This is a genomic window from Paenibacillus antibioticophila, from assembly GCF_000455265.1.
In the GTDB taxonomy this organism is placed as follows: Bacteria; Bacillota; Bacilli; order Paenibacillales; family Paenibacillaceae; genus Fontibacillus; species Fontibacillus antibioticophila.
In genome coordinates this window covers 648,213-664,617 of sequence record NZ_HG005139.1, presented here as the reverse complement: position 1 = coordinate 664,617, position 16,405 = coordinate 648,213, and the positions used below count along the sequence as shown (strand labels likewise).

Genomic DNA, 16,405 nt, shown 5'->3' with positions numbered 1-16,405 from the left:
CTCTAGAGAGCAGGCACCTTCTCTTTCACGCCTTGATTTAAATTAGGACGACCTACCGAGTAATAAATAAAACCGGTTCCAAGTACTTGTTCCTCATTGAACACATTACGCCCATCGATTAGAATCGGCTGTTTCAATACCTTTTGCAGTTCATGAAGATCAACTTTTGCAAACTCATGCCATTCCGTAAGTAAGCATAGCGCATCTGCATCTTGTGCTGCTTCCATTGCATCCTCACACCATATCACACCCTCCTTTCCGAATAGAGATTGGAAGCTTTCCATCGCTACAGGGTCATAGGTTTTTACTCTTACTCCGTTATCCACCAAATGCTGAATAATCTCCAACGCCGGCGATTCACGTACATCATCGGTATTCGGTTTGAACGAGAGTCCCCAGACCGCAATCGTTGTTCCGTTTAACTCACCATCAAAAATCGTCTCCAGCTTACGGATAACGTTAAATCTTTGATCCTGATTCACCTCTACGACCGATCGGAGCAACTTGAATTCGTAATCAACATTTCCGGCAATTTGAATGAGCGCACTCGTATCCTTTGGAAAACAAGAGCCTCCATAGCCGATCCCGGCCTTTAAAAATGAAGACCCTATTCGTTTGTCATATCCCATCCCCTCCGCAACCTTAGTCACGTCTGCGCCGACCTTCTCGCATATGTTAGCAATTTCGTTAATAAATGAAATTTTTGTTGCAAGAAATGCATTAGATGCATACTTAATCATTTCTGCGCTGCGGATATCTGTCACGACAATATTCGGTGTCAACGGCTTATGCAGCTGAACCATCGTATCTGCCGCCTTCTGGCATTCGGCACCGATGATGACTCGGTCAGGATAAAGCGTATCCTGAATCGCAGAGCCTTCCCGCAGAAACTCCGGTAGAGAAATGCTATCAAACGCCATGTTTGTATGAGATTTTATTAATTTGGCAAGTCTTTCATTTGTTCCCACCGGTACAGTGCTTTTCACTGTAATGATTTTGTATCCATTCATCGCTTTTGCAATTTCAACCGCCGCTTGATCGATGTAAGACAGATTTGCTTCCCCGCTCGGCAGAGGCGGCGTTCCGACTGCTATGATGACAATGTCGGAATGCCTTACGGCATTCGATAAATTAGATGTAAATGCAAGCCTTCCCGCCAAACGATTAGTTGCAATCAGTTCCTTTAGGCCTGGTTCATAAATAGGAACCTTACCCTTGTTTAACAGATCAATCTTATACGGGTCCTTATCTACACAGATGACGTCGTTACCGATCTCCGCATAGCAGACGCCGGATACTAGCCCTACATATCCGGTTCCGATGATCGTAATGTTCATATCCCTCACTCCTTCATTTAAATGGTTCAATTAACCGTGCACAGCTGTATAATTTCATTCCAATCAAAAGCAAGCCTTACGATATCTTCTTCGATAAGCTCAGTCCCGGTCTGAACTTCGATAATGTCCATTTCAGTTACAGCACGCAGGCTGTGTCTGCTGTCTTTGGATATGACCAGGACATCGCCCGGCTTCACTGGAAAGTGCTTGCCGTTAAGCACCATCTCACCTTCACCAGATACGATCGTCCATACTTCGTCTCTGAGCAGATGGTATTGGTAGCTTAAGTTCTGACCTGGCGTAATGCAGATTCGCTTCGTTAGAACTTCTTTACCATCCGGATACTTCAAGTAGTCTAGCACCCGGTAACCTCCCCAACGCCGCTCCTCGTACATCGGCCGCTGATCCGAATGCTTCATGACCTCTTTGATCATCGGACTTGCAGCCTTGTCCGAGACCAGAATGCCGTCCGGACTTGCCGCTACGACAACGTTGGATAAATTAAGCAGCGTAATGGGTATATCTAGTTCATTGATTACATGCGTATTATGACAAGCTCCGCTCATCATTCCATTGCCAACAATTGAGGATTCGATTTCTTCCGTAAGCGTGTTCCACGTCCCAAGATCCTTCCAGTCCCCCCTATAAGGAAGTGCGACAATATGATTGGCTTTCTCCACAACTTCATAGTCAAAGCTAGTCTTGGGAAGTCTGCCGTATTGCTTCAACATCTCGTCATACTGGATCGGAAAGTCATTTGCAATCAAGATGTTAATCAGAAAATCAAGCTTAAAAGCAAAAACACCGCAGTTCCAAAGCGCAGCCTGCTCTATCATGGCTACCGCCTCTTCCTCACGGGGTTTCTCTTTAAAACTATGAACGGTTACGAAAGGCTCGTCATCCTCAACCTTAGCACCGTTATCGGGGACGATATATCCATATTTCTCGGAAGGATATGTCGGCTTAACTCCCATAAGCGCTAAATCCGCACCGGATTGCTGAAGAACATCCTCAAGCTCCTTCGTCTTAGAGAAGAATGATTCCTCCACATAAGGATCAACTGGCATTACAACAATGGTCTCGTTCAGGGCAACATCTTGTACCGAATATAAGTAGGCAGCCGCCAGTGCAATCGCCGGAAATGTATCTCTTCGCTCTGGCTCAACGATGACTTCAATCTCGCTTCCCAGTTGGCTATGAATCATTTCAACCTGTGCCTTACTGGTTCCAATAAATGCATGCTCACGAAGGCCAGCCTTAGAAATCTGCCTCCATACACGCTGCACCATGGACTCCCGCTCGCCAGCCTCATTCTCAAGCACCTTCAAAAACTGTTTGGAGCGCGATTCATTCGATAAGGGCCACAGGCGTTTACCTGATCCCCCTGATAGAAGAACAATTTTCATGATATCCTCTCCTACAAAGTTTTGTGAAACAAAACTTACTTCGAAAGCATAAGCTTAAGTTTTGTGAAACAAAACTTACTTCGAAAGCATAAGCTCAGTTTGGGGGCTTGCCGCAACTAGCTGCGCGGATTTAATTCCGCTTGTCCATGTGTTATAGTAATTGGAATTTTTGCCGTATGAATTATCGAGCAATATATTAGGCTTGTCCAACAAGCAAGACAAGATATGTCCATGCAGTCTGGAAGTCTGCACATGCTGATAGCCGCTGAACCGTTTGACGGCTTTGTCCACGAGATAATCCGTATACTTGCTCCAAATCACTTGCATAGGAAGCGGGCCTCCGCCTTTTCGCATTCGGTTAACAATCATGCTGATCGTCTTCTTCTCGACCCGGTTATATAATGAAATCCAATCCAGGTAGTCGCCGCGTCCCGATAATTCCAGCTCTTCTTGCTCTTTCGTCTTCTCAATATCTGTACGGAAAAAGTACAACAACTCCTTCACTGGATCACTCGTAGGCATGATTGGCCACAATTGGTGAGCCATATCCGGCGATAAATAGACGTTACACGTATTGAACTTCTCCAGCGCCATATCGTAGGACAAGGTGTCTCGAACATAGAGATGGACGTCACTGTGCTGATTGAAAATTTGAGCCGTACGATCGAATTCGGATTCTTCTATATAAAAGATAGTCTGCGGCAGAATAACGACCCGGTGATGAGGGTAATCCGTAATTATTTTCTCACGCAGCTTTTGATGTGCCGGGTACAGGTCTCCGAAATTCCCTCCGCCATGGAGAACAATGATCTGGTCTGTAGGAATATTCAGCTTGTCAGGGAAATCCAGAACACTATATCGCGTTTGAACAATGATATCGTAATCCTTGAAAAATGCCTCTGTGCCTTTCATAATTAGCAGATCACCGCCATTGCTATGAACGGGATAATCAACATAGTAAATGCTTGATCCCGGCGGGATCACACGCAATATTTTGCGAAGCTGATTTTTCAACACGTCCATCGGGTGAACGATTAGTTCCATCGACATATCTCAGCGCACTCCTTTATTTTTTTGTCTTGTCCTTTATGCGTTCCAGCAAAAAACGAAAATCATTTTTATCAAATAACAGAGTGCTCATCTTTACTTGAAATACAATTCTCATCGCGGCCATCGTCACCAATAATCGGATGACAGCACCGATTAATAAAGCAAGCGCGATCCCGTTAAGCCCATATAATGGAACCAATACGAAAAATAACCCGATCGTTACTGTCAGCGCTATAAGCTGCCGTATCAGTACAAGTCCGGGTCTACCCATCGCGTTGAATGAGGATGCCAGGATCCATGAGCCACCTCCGAGGATACACTCTATAGACAAAAGATAGAAAGCTCCGCTAGCTTCTAAGAAAGGCGCACCGAATAATATCCCCATCAGGAAGCGGCCGACGAACATACAGGGAATAACAACAAGCATCATCAAGAGCATCGATAAGCGAAACGCCCGCCCAACCGTAGCCATGATTGCATCCGCCGCCATACCGGTTACCTTCGGAAAAATAACATTCGTAATCGCTGTTTGAACAACGTTAAATACCCGTGATAACGCGTATACGACAGTATACAGACCTAGATCTCTTGCTGTTAGCATCGATAGAATGACAAGCTTATCGAATTGAGAATACAGAGTCCCCAGCAGCTCTACGCCAAATACTTTGCTTCCATAACCGAATAAAGCCTTTGCCGCCGTGGTATTACCTAAATCTCTAAACCAATGAATTCGCAGATCATCCCGCATACTGTACACAGCCCAGAAAATGACAAATATACTGGTTAGAAGAAACGCCAGTGCCGCATAATGAAGACTTAAGTTTCCAATAATCCACAGTGCAATAAGTCCGGCAAGATTGATTAACGGGAAGAATAAACGTACGCCGTTATACACGTTAAATTTGCCGCAGCTTTGCGCTAGTGCAGAAATCAAATTAACCGCAAGCAAGATCGGCAGCATTAGTACCGTGTACCACCTTGAGGTCTCGATAACCGCTTCAGGATAATTCCCAAGCCATGAGGGCAGCCAAGTCCAAGCAATAACACCCGTGATGATGCTGACGGGCACTTGAAATAGGAAGCCTGCCCTTACAAAATCGGCCTCACTGCCCCGATTTTGTTTGAGGTTGTAGATTAGTGATGTCGGAAGGCCAAATCCCACAAGGCCTGCAAGTAATGTTGGCCAGAAGATAATAGCCGAGAATTCACCTTTCCCGACAACTCCAAACATACGGGCCGTCACAATCGAGGTAAGTGTACTGATAACCATCACTAAGAGATTTGTTGCACTGGTACGAAAGATCGTCTGAACTAATCCATCTCCACTCCATGCTTTACGAAACATGAGCTGATTCATATTTTTTGCTCATCCCCTACCGTTGTAGCGGAGGATACCAACTAGCGATCCATTCCGGTAACAAATTTTAGTAATCTGTCTGATGAAAGACTTATAGTGAAAAATGGAGAGTATCGACGACAAAATAGCCTGCAGCATCCGGATGATATGCTTGAACACAAGAATAGGGCTGTTATCCTGGCGTCTGACCGCATCGCTTACCCCCTGCCAGAATATCCGCTTCAGGAACCATTTCTTTGTCGTTCTCTCCTTCGCTATTTTGTGCTGCACCTGTCCATAAGGCGTATAGTATACTTTGTAATTTTCCCGAAGTCTGGCAATCAGCTCGCTTTCTTCGCTCGACAGCAATTTATTGCCGACACGCCCCAGGTCCTCGCGGAACGGCTTCATATGCTTAAAAATACTCGTTCGAAAGGCGACATTCGCGCCGTACGGAATAGACGGAGCAGGCATTTCCTGCACTTTGCTGGAATAATCGAGAATCGTAAACACTGAACGATGTTCTTCTGGAATCCAATAGGGCTCTGCAGCTTCCCAGATCGGGTCTATTCTTCCGCCAACACAACCGATCGTAGGGTCACTTTCAAAAACATCTACAATTTCATGCACCCAATCTTTAGAAGCTATCGCATCATCATCGAGAAAAAGAATATACTCGCCCCTTGCTTCATGTATCGCCCGATTCCGGGCAACCGATAATCCGAGCTTATTCTCATAAATATAACGTATCCTTGATCCGTGACGACTCCTCAGATCGTTCACCATATCCATGGTGTTATCCGTAGATCGATTGTCGATAACAATAATTTCGATGTCCTCTTTCGCGTAACTCTGGAGCACTACACTCTCAATAGCTTCACTTGTATCTTTTGCTCGATTATGCGTACAAATTGCCACCGTTACGACTCTGTTCATCGTTCATCCCCATCCTTGATAAACGTTTTTGATTTGCTTTGCAATGAGCCTCCAGTCTAATTCCCTAAGCACTTCTTCATATTCAGGTGATTTCTCTTCCTTTTTCACATTTAACGTCCTCTTCATTGCATTCATTAATCCATTGCCTTCTGATGGATCATAACTGACAACCATGTCTTCTCTGAAATAATCATCAATGAAATCATTTTTAGGCATAACAATCAGCTTCTTGAACGACAACCCGAGTATAGCGGTGCCGGAGGTTGTAATTTCCTTATAAGGCATCACCATGACATCCACCGCATTGATCAGATCGGCAACCTCTTCATTAGGTATGAATCGCAGATCCATAATCACCCGATCCTTATCTCTGATAGTCTGCAAATAATTCTGCATTTCTTGGTCCGCTTTACCCGCAATAATAAGGTAAGATCGTTCTGTCTTTATTGAATTAAAGGCCTCTACTAGATCCTCCACACCCTTATATGCCTTGATCGCGCCCATGAACAAATAAACATGGCTGTCTTTGCCGATATTATATATTTGTCTAAAATCCTTACCATTTGGGCTGTATACACCTAAATAATGACCATGCTTCACCACGAACAGCTTATGATCCGGAACGCCGAACTCCGTCATTACTTTTGACTTAATCGATCCGGAAGCGACGATCAGCTTGTTGCAAAAACGGCAAATTAAGGACCGCATAAAGCGCTCCATGCTTGGATATTTCACATGATGCGGATACAGATTATGAATGGTCCAAATCAGTTGTACATTCTTTAACCTCAAATACAGCATCGTCAATACCAAGATGAATGATTTCACGATAAACAGCAGCGGATTCTCATTTTGGTAGGCATGATGCATCCAATGAATGTGAACGATGTCCCCTGATCTCACTTGGCCGACCTTCAGCATCAGCCTGCCATGTCGCAGATCCATAATGTCCAGGCCTGCATCGCAAAGCGAATTCGATAATAAATCATTGTAAAAGTTCAACTCGCTAGATTTCGGCCACATCCATACTTTCATCGCTAACTCTCCCTAAACATGCTGGAATCAACTTTTCTCAGTTATATCTGCGCACCCATTCCTTCGGAACGTGGATTTCTCGAATAACTCTGGCAGGCGCCCCTCCGGCCAACACATTATCCGGAATATTGCGCGTTACGACACTGCCTGCAGCGATCACGCTATTTTGTCCAATCGTTATACCGGGTAAGATAAGAACCCCCCGGCCAATCCAGACATTATTACAGATGACAATGTCTTTGCTAAACGACTGATCCTCCACGTCTACCGGATGAAAGTTCGTATCGATAATGTTAACCATCGGACCAATGATGGTATTGTCACCGATCCGAATTGACTTTGTGCAGCCAATATCAAGGCCGTAATTAAAAAATACATTATCGCCTACCCACAGCTTTGCCTGTCTATCAACCGAAATCGACGAGGGAAAAGGCTTGGCATGGAAAGAAACATTGGCTCCTATGACGAGCTTGCCCTTGTTTCTTATCATCAGCCTTCCGGCAATTCGACCTAGCCGACCGACTGAATTGGCCTTGATTGGCAGGATAACAGCCCCCTTCAGCACAGCAAGCAGCTTGCCGATTCGAATCTGCTTGAATGAAATTCTCATAGTAATGTCCCGCCAGCTTTTAGCTTCAGAGAGTCTACTAATAACAGGCTGTAAGTTTCCTCTACCTTACGAGTAATTGTGGCCATGTTAAAATCCTTCATTACATTTGCATAGCCTTGAATGGAGAGCTCTTGATAGTTAATCTTTCCATCGTAAACCTGCCGAATCGTCTCATAGAGCGCCTCAACATCTCCATCTCTTACAATGAACCCGCCTTTTGTTTGGTTTATGATCTCTGGGGCACCGCCCGAATCAGAGACGATGACAGGTGTCTGTACAAGCAAAGATTCGATAATTACTCTCCCAAACGGCTCGTTAAGAGAAAAATTAATCGTTAGATCGCATTCCTTCATCAGATCAAGCGGCTTCTTACTGTACCCATAAAAGATAACGTTCTGTTCCAATCCATATTCGCTAACCTTCCGGATCATCTCGTTATAGTATCCTTCTGATCCATCGACTGACGTGTCTCCTACGATCAGAAGCTTCCAGTTGGTCTTCCCGTTAAGAGCCAATTTCTTGACTGCTTCAATCACCAAATGATATCTCTTCCACTCTACGATTCGTCCGAATGTTCCAATAACGAGCGTATCATCCTCCATAAATACCCGGTTCTTCCTGCTCAAGGATAACTCTGGATCAACACCGTTATAAATAATCGTCTTGTTACTGCCTTGAATTGAACTCGCCACAAACTGAGAGATACAGATGACCTGATCGAAGAACCGCGGCAGCACGGAGTTAAACATGCGCAAGTGTGTATAGTCCCGGTGATGCCAGACCAGCTTGCTGTTCGCAATAAATTTAAGCGGTGCTACATACCACGGCGCCCGCCATCCATTGGCATGGATAATTTCAATGTTATTCTTCATCACGAAAGACCGAATCTGAAATACCGTCTGCAAATAGCCTAAGCCCAATTTCCTCTTAATACTGTTTAGGCGAAGCGGAAAATGAATGAACTTCGTCCGAATTTCAGTCAAGTAGTCCGCATCTTCAGGACTTAGTAAGAAGATTTGATATTGGGATGTATCCAGATAATTGATTAAATGAATCAAGCTTTGTTCGGCTCCGCCCTTCTTATCCGCATGCGTAACAAACAAGACATTAATTTTTGTTCTATCCATCACAGCACCTGCTTCATTTGAACATTAGGATTTAATGAATCTATGTAACCTTTGAGCACCTCTTTATGATCATAATGACTGCGAATGAACTGCTGCGATGCTTCAAGCAGTTCTTGTGCCCGAGCGGGTTGATGCAGCAGTTCTTTAATACGCTGATAGAATGTCTCCGGACTATCAGCAATCATAATGTGCTTATTGGGGACGAGGCCTGTACCCTCATAGCCAGTAGAGGTTGAGACAACCGGCAGCCCATTCTGAATCGCCTCGATTGTCTTTAGTTTTACGCCAGCACCGTTCTGCATCGGATTAACGAACAAATACCCGTCTTTGTAAATATCGTCCAAGCTCTCCGGCGTGTCGTACACAACCACATTTTTCAAGTCGTATGCCTGCATCCAGCTTAGGCTCTGCTTCCGGCTGTTCCCGGCTACAATGAATTTGTAATCCTTCTCCTGCAACAGCAAGGGGTGAACATACTCAAGATACCACTCAATCGCTTCCCGATTATTCGGCATGAACAACGAGCCTATAAATACTACATGCTTATGTTTGTCCTGAAAGTTGTTCGAAAGGAATGTCTCCTTACGAACCGGTGGGGGTAAAAATATGCCTTTGGCAGATGGATTTTGTCTTTGGAATTCTTCAAACTCCTTATTAGAAATAAACAAATACTTATCCACCTGTTCCCGTATTTTCTTTTGTAATCTCATAAACTTCCGGCTCTCCATGCGGTAGTACAATTTATGAATCATATTTTTCGTGCTTCTTGCTAACGCGCTAAAATAGATCGCTTCATCATTGTGCACCCGCAAAATGACATTACCCTGTTTGATTAGCGGATTCTTAAGAATGGGATACACATAATCGCCTTCAAGCAGCACATAATCATAATCCTCATCGATGTTCACATGCTTCAGTTCACTCCGCGACTTGACTTGCATGGGAAACGCATGAAGCAAATCCACCAGCCTGCTCCGTCTTTCGCACAATTTCACTTTATTTACATATTGAAAGACAACTTTAATCTCTTCCTCGGAGGGAATTTGCTTGCCGCAAACGACGAGATGGATGTTCCAACCCAGCTCAGACAGCACCTTAATTCTTCCCCATGTATCCACCCGTCCCCCATGATCGGCGGGGTATGGAAAGTCACTGCATACTACTAGTATTTTCATCTTGCAACCCCCCGGTGTAAGTGTGATTAAATTCTTTATTCCCTAGAAAAAGACTGATAAAAGCGAATAATAGCCATATCTCATATTTAATCTCAAGCGCCACAAAGAGCAGTGAGAACAAGTTGAATATTAGCGCAACAAACAGAATGAGACTCGACTTCACTTTTATGATCAGATTTTTAGCCAGCAGATAAAAAAATACGAATGCGAAAATTCCACCAAACATCACCCATTGGAAGAAGCCCGATTTAACGCCCAAATTTTTATCCGAGCCCGTGTATTGCAGCAACTCTCCCGCATTGATCTGGCTTACGCCAAACAGGTTGTAGTATAAACGCGACATCAGGTTTATTGCATCATTTAAATAATGATCGAAATACATTAAATAAGCCCCCGTGCCCACCCCAAATGGATGATGGAAGACGGTAGCTATGGCAATTATAATTGTGCCCATTCGTGTATAAGACGACGTGTAATTCTCAATATCGTTGCTGAACGACCCGATCAATCCTGCGGAAAAATAAGCAATGAACAAATACATAGCTGTGATGACCATAAAAAGCAGAATGAAATTTCGCTTCTTCCTGAAATCAAGAAATTTGATCATCGTCACAATTAACGTCAATAAGCTTACAATCAAAAATCCCTTCGATCCCGTAACGAATAAATAAAACAGAAAAAAACCAGCAACATACAAGTGAGACAGTGTCCTGGCAAATCGGGTTAAATGTCTCGACAAGTAGATTAGAATCGCAGAATACACGACGATAATCGACCCTGTTGTACTACTCTCCGAGGTGAGCAATCTCACTCGCCAATAGGGAGTATCTTTAGAGTGCAGAAAGGTTAGCGCATTAGGCATACTAACTAGTTCCACAATCATGATGCCCAGCAAAAAAGTTACCACAACAAAAAAGCTGCTGTAGAGCAGCCTGACGCTTTGTATTTTCGAAAAGACAAGCTGCATATGCCGGACATAGAGCAGGATGGTAACAAAGTAGATTAACACCTTGATCGCTTTGCCGAGCAAGTTCTCAGTCCCAAAGCTGTAGCTGCCCTGCATGAATTGAACGAGAATATAGACCATGCTGATGAAGCTTAAATAAAGAATAAGTGTAAATAAATACTTTTGTATCTTTGATACATACATCACCTGCTTATATTTCGAAAGCAAAGCGATCTCGCAAAATATAAACAGTGGAAACAGAGTAATTATGGGCGATCTGCCAATTTCACCGATTTGATTCACTAGAGGGAAATCCTGATAGAGTGTCAACAATAACAAGAAAACAAGATATAACGCCAGAAAAAATTGTGCTTTGTTCGATTGACTCTGGATCTGCTCTGTATAGATCAGATGACTTTTCTGTAAGTTTGCATTCATCATTGTCCTCATCCTCGTGAATCTAGACATATTTGCTGACAGCCTTAGAATAACGATCCCTTCGATTTTTCAATGCTTCTTCGTATAGTTGTTGAATTTGTTCATTCATCTTATCCGAATGAAATTTCTCGTTAAAAATCAATTCCCCCCTCTCTCCCATCATTTGAAGTTGTTGTTTATTAAGTCTCTGAATGATATGAGCTAACTCTTCCTTATGATTAAAATCAAAGATATATCCATTGATTCCATGTTTAACGATCTCCGGAAGTGCGCCTCGATTACTGGCAATAACGGGCTTCTTATTTCGTAATGCCTCGATCGCAACGATCCCGAAGCCCTCCCAGCGAGACGGGACGATCACCGCATCGCAAGCTTGCATATAACGATCAATTTGCGAATTATCCACCCAACCGATCTTGACCGCATTACTTGGATAATCATATTCGAAATCCTTTAATACGGTATCTCCGACTAAATACAAGCAGACATTTCCAAAGGCGTGTTCTTTAAACACTTCAAGCAGCAAATCAAAGCCTTTTTGACGATCAAAGCGACCTACGTATAGCAGATTAATGCTGTCCTTATCCACCTCAAATGGCACATGATTGCCTGGCGGCGTATCCGAAACCCCGTTATACACAACTACTGATTTCTTTTCAGGCAGACCATAGCTTATCGAGTTCTGATATTCATAGTTTGAGATGTTAATGATGAAATCAGTCCGAAGCGATAATAGTTTCTCCACGGCTGCAAATACAACCTTTTTCCACGGCTTCGTGTCCATAAGAAAAGCCCATCCATGGGCACAATAAATCACAACCGGCCGTTTCCGTTTTAAAAAAAACAACGTTCGCAGAAAAAAACCCGCAAACGTTCCATGGACATGTACAATATCCGGATTCATCTCTTTGATCATCCTATGTATCGAATGCATCGCCTTGAGAAAATATTTAGGACTTCTCTTATAGGGGTACAGATGCAAACGATCAGGATGGATACAAAGCGTATCCCGGTTCGAATTCTGCTGAGATGCCACAAGATAAACATCATGATTGTCCGATTGGTACTTCAATACCTCATTTAGATGGGTTTCAATCCCGCCTTTAGTAAACTCCGAAATATGAAGGACTCTAACCATGATCTCCCCTCCATTTTCTGGTTAAAATGCATCCTTAGCGCCGAACATAGCTCTCACTGTTCTTAAGATTATTTTCATATCAAGCACAATGCATCTTTTCTCTATATAAGTAATGTCAAGATCGACCATTTCCTTGAAACTAAGATTATTTCTACCGCTAACTTGCCAAAGTCCTGTACAGCCTGGGGTGACAGCCAGACGTTTCTTATCATAATTTGTGTATTCCGCTACTTCTCTTGTAAGGGGCGGTCTCGGACCAACCAAGGACATTTCCCCGCGCAACACATTGATTAATTGCGGAAGTTCATCAATACTCGTCTTCCGAATAAACTTCCCGACTTTCGTTACACGCGGATCATTTCTCATTTTGAACATCGCTCCGCTGATCTCGTTCTTATCAAGCAGATCCTTCAGCCTTTCTTCGGCATCTGTATACATTGAACGGAGCTTGTACATCCGAAATAGCCTTTCGTTCTTACCAACTCTTGTCTGATAGAAAAAGACAGGACCCGATGGATCTTCCCATTTGATCAGAATGGCCATAATGGCGAATAATGGACTTAACAGAATCAACCCGGCCAGTGAACCTAAAATATCAATGGTTCGTTTGAATACCAAGAACAGGGTAGGGCCTTCTTGCTTAGACCTCGTCATCAAATAATAATCCGAGAAACCGATTACTGCTTCATCCCGATATGGTGAAGGTGCCATCTTACATCACTCCTTAATAAGTTAATTGTTTACGGATCTCACGTTCCATCAATTCTTCCAACCCTGATATTAGCGGTTGTCTAAGTTCTTGATTTCGAAGTGCAAAGTCAATCGTTGTCATAATAAATCCGATCTTTTCTCCCACATCATAACGAGTTCCTTGAAAATCATAGGCGTAAACACCCTGAGCTACATTTAACTTTTGAATAGCATCTGTAAGTTGAATCTCTCCACCCGCTCCACGCTCGTGTCTACCCAAATATTCAAAAATATCGGGAGTAAGAACATAACGGCCCATAATGGCCAGATTTGAAGGTGCTTGCCCTTGCGGCGGCTTTTCCTCGAACCGGTTTACTTGGTAAAGGTTACCCACTCTATCACCCGGATCTACAATGCCATACCGATGTGTTTGATCATCCTCGACACTCTGAACACCGATGACCGAACGTCCGGTAAGCTCATATTGTTCAATCAACTGTCTTGTGCAAGGAATGTCGGCTTCCACAATATCATCACCAAGCAGAACGGCGAACGGCTCATTTCCGATGAAATTACGCGCACACCAAACAGCGTGTCCAAGTCCCTTGGCCTCTTTCTGCCGGATATAATGGAGATTGACATGAGATGACTTTCTAACCTTTTCCAGGATGTCGAATTTTCCCTTTCCCTCCAAAATATGCTCAAGTTCAAATGCGATATCGAAGTGGTCCTCGATCGCCCGCTTTCCTTTACCGGTTACGACAATGATATCCTCGACTCCCGATTCAATGGCTTCCTCCACGATGTACTGGATGGTTGGCTTATCGACAATGGGAAGCATCTCCTTTGGCATGGCTTTCGTTGCTGGCAAGAAACGAGTACCGAGCCCTGCAGCCGGGATAATGGCTTTTGTCACTTTTTTCATATAGAACCCACCCTATCCTGTTTTTTTGCAAACAAATTACAATTTACAAGGGCATTGAACCCTTCCTCACATCACACCCCTGACGACAAACGTCTAAGGTCACTGACCCACAGCATGATCGAGTGCCTCCAGTGATAAAGGTGCAGGAGACATTACCTTCCTGTTCACAACTTCCAGGGCTATAAAGAGTGCGTTGTAGAATTGTAGTATGAATAAGCCATGCTAAGCCTCGTTGCTATCTTCGTAATAATAAGAATAGGCATCCGAATGTTTACGATTAATGTTATTGAGTACAACCCCGATAAGCTTGGCATTCACATGACTTAATGAAGCCTTCGCCTTGAGCGCAACGTCCTTCTTCACCTTCCCCGAGTCCACAACGAGTACGACACCGTCGCTTTGGGTCGCTACAATTTGAGCATCCGTGACAGACAAGATAGGTGGTGTATCGATGATGATGACATCAAACATTTCCCTGGTTGTTGCAATCAGTGCCGCCATTTGTTTCGATGACAGTAACTCCGACGGATTGGGAGGGGTAGGACCTGCATGAATAAGCGACAGATTCTCCGTGTCGGATTGCTGGATCACTTCATGGATTTCCTTCTGTTTAAACAATGCTGTCGTTAATCCGGTACGATTGGACTTTCCAAAGATATGGTGTTGCGTTGGCTTTCTTAAATCGGCATCAATCAGCAGCACCCTTTTATTGGCTTGAGCGAAAGCGACGGCCATATTCGCGCTGGTGGTACTTTTTCCTTCATTCGGTTTGGATGAAGTCAGCATGATAACTTGGAGCTTTTGGTCAATCGTTGAAAACTCGATATTTGTTCGCAACATCCGATATCCTTCGGAGATCGGTGATTTCGGATTGCTCTCTGTAATCAACTTCCATTCAGGAGTCGAACGAGACATGGCTATCCCTCCCAGCTGTCGGCTTAAATGACCCTGTATCTTCTTGTTTCTTAAGATCCATTTCTTTGAGCCTTGGTATTGAAGTCAACACCGGCACCTCAAGCACCAATTCAATATCCTCTTCGGTCTTTATCGTGTCATCCAAGTAATCCAGCAGGAATGAAATACCCACGCCGAGCATCAAGGACAATAAGAAAGCAACCGCAATATTAAGCTTAGGATTCGGTGCGATCGGCCCATGGAATTCCTTGGGATCGGCTTTGTCCAAGACGGAGACATTGTCGACCTTCATAAGATCAGGAATCGTTTTCTGAAAGACTACTGCAACAGCGTTAGCAATATTTGCGGCCTTAGCGTAGGAATTGTCACGAACTGTAATGGACATCACCTGCGTCTCATTTACTGAACTGACGCTTACTTTCCCAATCAACTCGTTGTACGTTGCCCCAAGCTCTGGGTACTCTTTAACGACAATTTTCATCATTCTTGGTGTCTTGATAATTTCCTTATAAGTTTTAATTAGCCCGATCGTAGAATTAATAGAGCCGACATCTATACTCGGTATGAGTGAGCTGCTGTCCTTATACTGGTTAACGATGAGTTTAGCTGATGCTTCATATTGCGGTGTGATGAAGTAGTAAGAGTAAATGCCTACGGATAGACAACTTATCGCTACAATCAATGCGATCAATATCAACCTTCTCTTGACGATTAACCAATATTGTTTTAGTTCCAAATTGTTTCCTCCGTTACTAGTTATGTGACGTCTTCTTCCGATGCTGCTTCAACTAGACAATTCATAATGAATAATTTTAATATAATAATTATTCAAAACGAGAACTTAAAGCCATGATGTATCCGCAGAAATAAAATCCCGCGGATATTCCTTTCATAACATTGACTTAAGTTATTCAATTCGCGAACATCTAGGGGCGATTAAATGGACCCTGTTTTACCGAATCTATAAAGCTTTCAACCGTTCCGCCATTCATGATGTATTCTATCAGTTCCTCTGATCCAGCTTCAAGACCTAGCTTCTTTAACGATAACGACACTACACTAGACATATTAACGGGTTCGCCACATGGCCAATAACCGGAGACCATAAGAAGTTCAGCCAATGATCTCAACTTCCCTTGCTCAACTTGATGCGATAGAGAAGGATCTTCCGACAGTATTCTCAAAAATTGCTTCAGTCGTACTTGCCGCTGCTCACTATTGGAAACATTCATCTTTGCATCCTCAATTCAATTCATCAAGTCTAAGTTCCTTGAAATAATGGAGCTTACCTATTTGCTTTAACCATCTTAAAGCTCTTTAAATCAATATAGCTCTCCACGG

General features: G+C 43.5%; 16 protein-coding genes. All 16 read right to left on the bottom strand.

Translation table 11 applies throughout. From position 1 onward, the window contains the following. Nucleotides 1-2: 2 nt before the first annotated feature. Nucleotides 3-1,337: a UDP-glucose dehydrogenase family protein gene (locus TX85_RS02880; protein ID WP_044477641.1), complete on the bottom strand. Its 1,335-nt coding sequence runs from the start codon at nt 1,335-1,337 to the stop codon at nt 3-5. Nucleotides 1,338-1,363: 26 nt separating this feature from the next. Further along, nucleotides 1,364-2,743, bottom strand: a complete 1,380-nt coding sequence (locus tag TX85_RS02875; RefSeq protein WP_044477640.1) for a sugar phosphate nucleotidyltransferase — start codon at nt 2,741-2,743, stop codon at nt 1,364-1,366. A gap of 75 nt (nt 2,744-2,818) precedes the next feature. Further along, nucleotides 2,819-3,793: a polysaccharide pyruvyl transferase family protein gene (locus TX85_RS02870; RefSeq protein WP_044477639.1), complete on the bottom strand. Its 975-nt coding sequence runs from the start codon at nt 3,791-3,793 to the stop codon at nt 2,819-2,821. Nucleotides 3,794-3,809: 16 nt separating this feature from the next. Continuing rightward, nucleotides 3,810-5,150, bottom strand: coding sequence for an oligosaccharide flippase family protein (locus TX85_RS02865; RefSeq protein WP_044477638.1), 1,341 nt, complete (start codon nt 5,148-5,150; stop codon nt 3,810-3,812). A 9-nt stretch (nt 5,151-5,159) separates the two neighbouring features. Beyond that, entirely contained in the window at nt 5,160-6,065 is a 906-nt protein-coding gene (locus TX85_RS02860; protein ID WP_044477637.1) for a glycosyltransferase, read from the bottom strand. A gap of 3 nt (nt 6,066-6,068) precedes the next feature. Further along, complete coding sequence (locus TX85_RS02855; protein WP_044477636.1) at nt 6,069-7,100, bottom strand: glycosyltransferase family 4 protein; 1,032 nt, start codon at nt 7,098-7,100, stop codon at nt 6,069-6,071. A gap of 37 nt (nt 7,101-7,137) precedes the next feature. After that, nucleotides 7,138-7,710: an LbetaH domain-containing protein gene (locus tag TX85_RS02850; RefSeq protein WP_044477635.1), complete on the bottom strand. Its 573-nt coding sequence runs from the start codon at nt 7,708-7,710 to the stop codon at nt 7,138-7,140. Next, nucleotides 7,707-8,837 carry a glycosyltransferase gene (locus TX85_RS02845; protein ID WP_044477634.1) on the bottom strand — a complete coding sequence of 377 codons (1,131 nt, stop codon included), beginning with the start codon at nt 8,835-8,837 and terminating at the stop codon, nt 7,707-7,709. The genes TX85_RS02850 and TX85_RS02845 overlap by 4 nt, the downstream gene beginning before the upstream one ends. Continuing rightward, the gene (locus TX85_RS02840; RefSeq protein ID WP_081671619.1) at nt 8,837-10,012 is read right to left on the bottom strand and encodes a glycosyltransferase family 4 protein; all 1,176 of its coding nucleotides are present in this window, start codon (nt 10,010-10,012) and stop codon (nt 8,837-8,839) included. The genes TX85_RS02845 and TX85_RS02840 overlap by 1 nt, the downstream gene beginning before the upstream one ends. After that, on the bottom strand, nt 9,987-11,396 hold the full coding sequence (locus TX85_RS02835; protein WP_148444317.1) for a hypothetical protein: 1,410 nt from the start codon (nt 11,394-11,396) through the stop codon (nt 9,987-9,989). The genes TX85_RS02840 and TX85_RS02835 overlap by 26 nt, the downstream gene beginning before the upstream one ends. A 22-nt stretch (nt 11,397-11,418) precedes the next feature. After that, entirely contained in the window at nt 11,419-12,534 is a 1,116-nt protein-coding gene (locus tag TX85_RS02830) for a glycosyltransferase (RefSeq protein WP_049894763.1), read from the bottom strand. A gap of 21 nt (nt 12,535-12,555) precedes the next feature. Then, entirely contained in the window at nt 12,556-13,245 is a 690-nt protein-coding gene (locus TX85_RS02825) for a sugar transferase (RefSeq protein ID WP_081671618.1), read from the bottom strand. A gap of 13 nt (nt 13,246-13,258) precedes the next feature. Next, entirely contained in the window at nt 13,259-14,149 is an 891-nt protein-coding gene (galU, locus tag TX85_RS02820; RefSeq protein ID WP_044477631.1) for a UTP--glucose-1-phosphate uridylyltransferase GalU, read from the bottom strand. A gap of 222 nt (nt 14,150-14,371) precedes the next feature. Next, nucleotides 14,372-15,064, bottom strand: a complete 693-nt coding sequence (locus TX85_RS02815) for a CpsD/CapB family tyrosine-protein kinase (RefSeq protein WP_044477630.1) — start codon at nt 15,062-15,064, stop codon at nt 14,372-14,374. Continuing rightward, nucleotides 15,045-15,800, bottom strand: a complete 756-nt coding sequence (locus TX85_RS02810; RefSeq protein ID WP_049894762.1) for a YveK family protein — start codon at nt 15,798-15,800, stop codon at nt 15,045-15,047. Before TX85_RS02810 ends, TX85_RS02815 begins: the two co-directional genes overlap by 20 nt. A 190-nt stretch (nt 15,801-15,990) precedes the next feature. Beyond that, nucleotides 15,991-16,296, bottom strand: a complete 306-nt coding sequence (locus TX85_RS02805) for a hypothetical protein (RefSeq protein ID WP_044477628.1) — start codon at nt 16,294-16,296, stop codon at nt 15,991-15,993. Nucleotides 16,297-16,405: the final 109 nt, after the last annotated feature.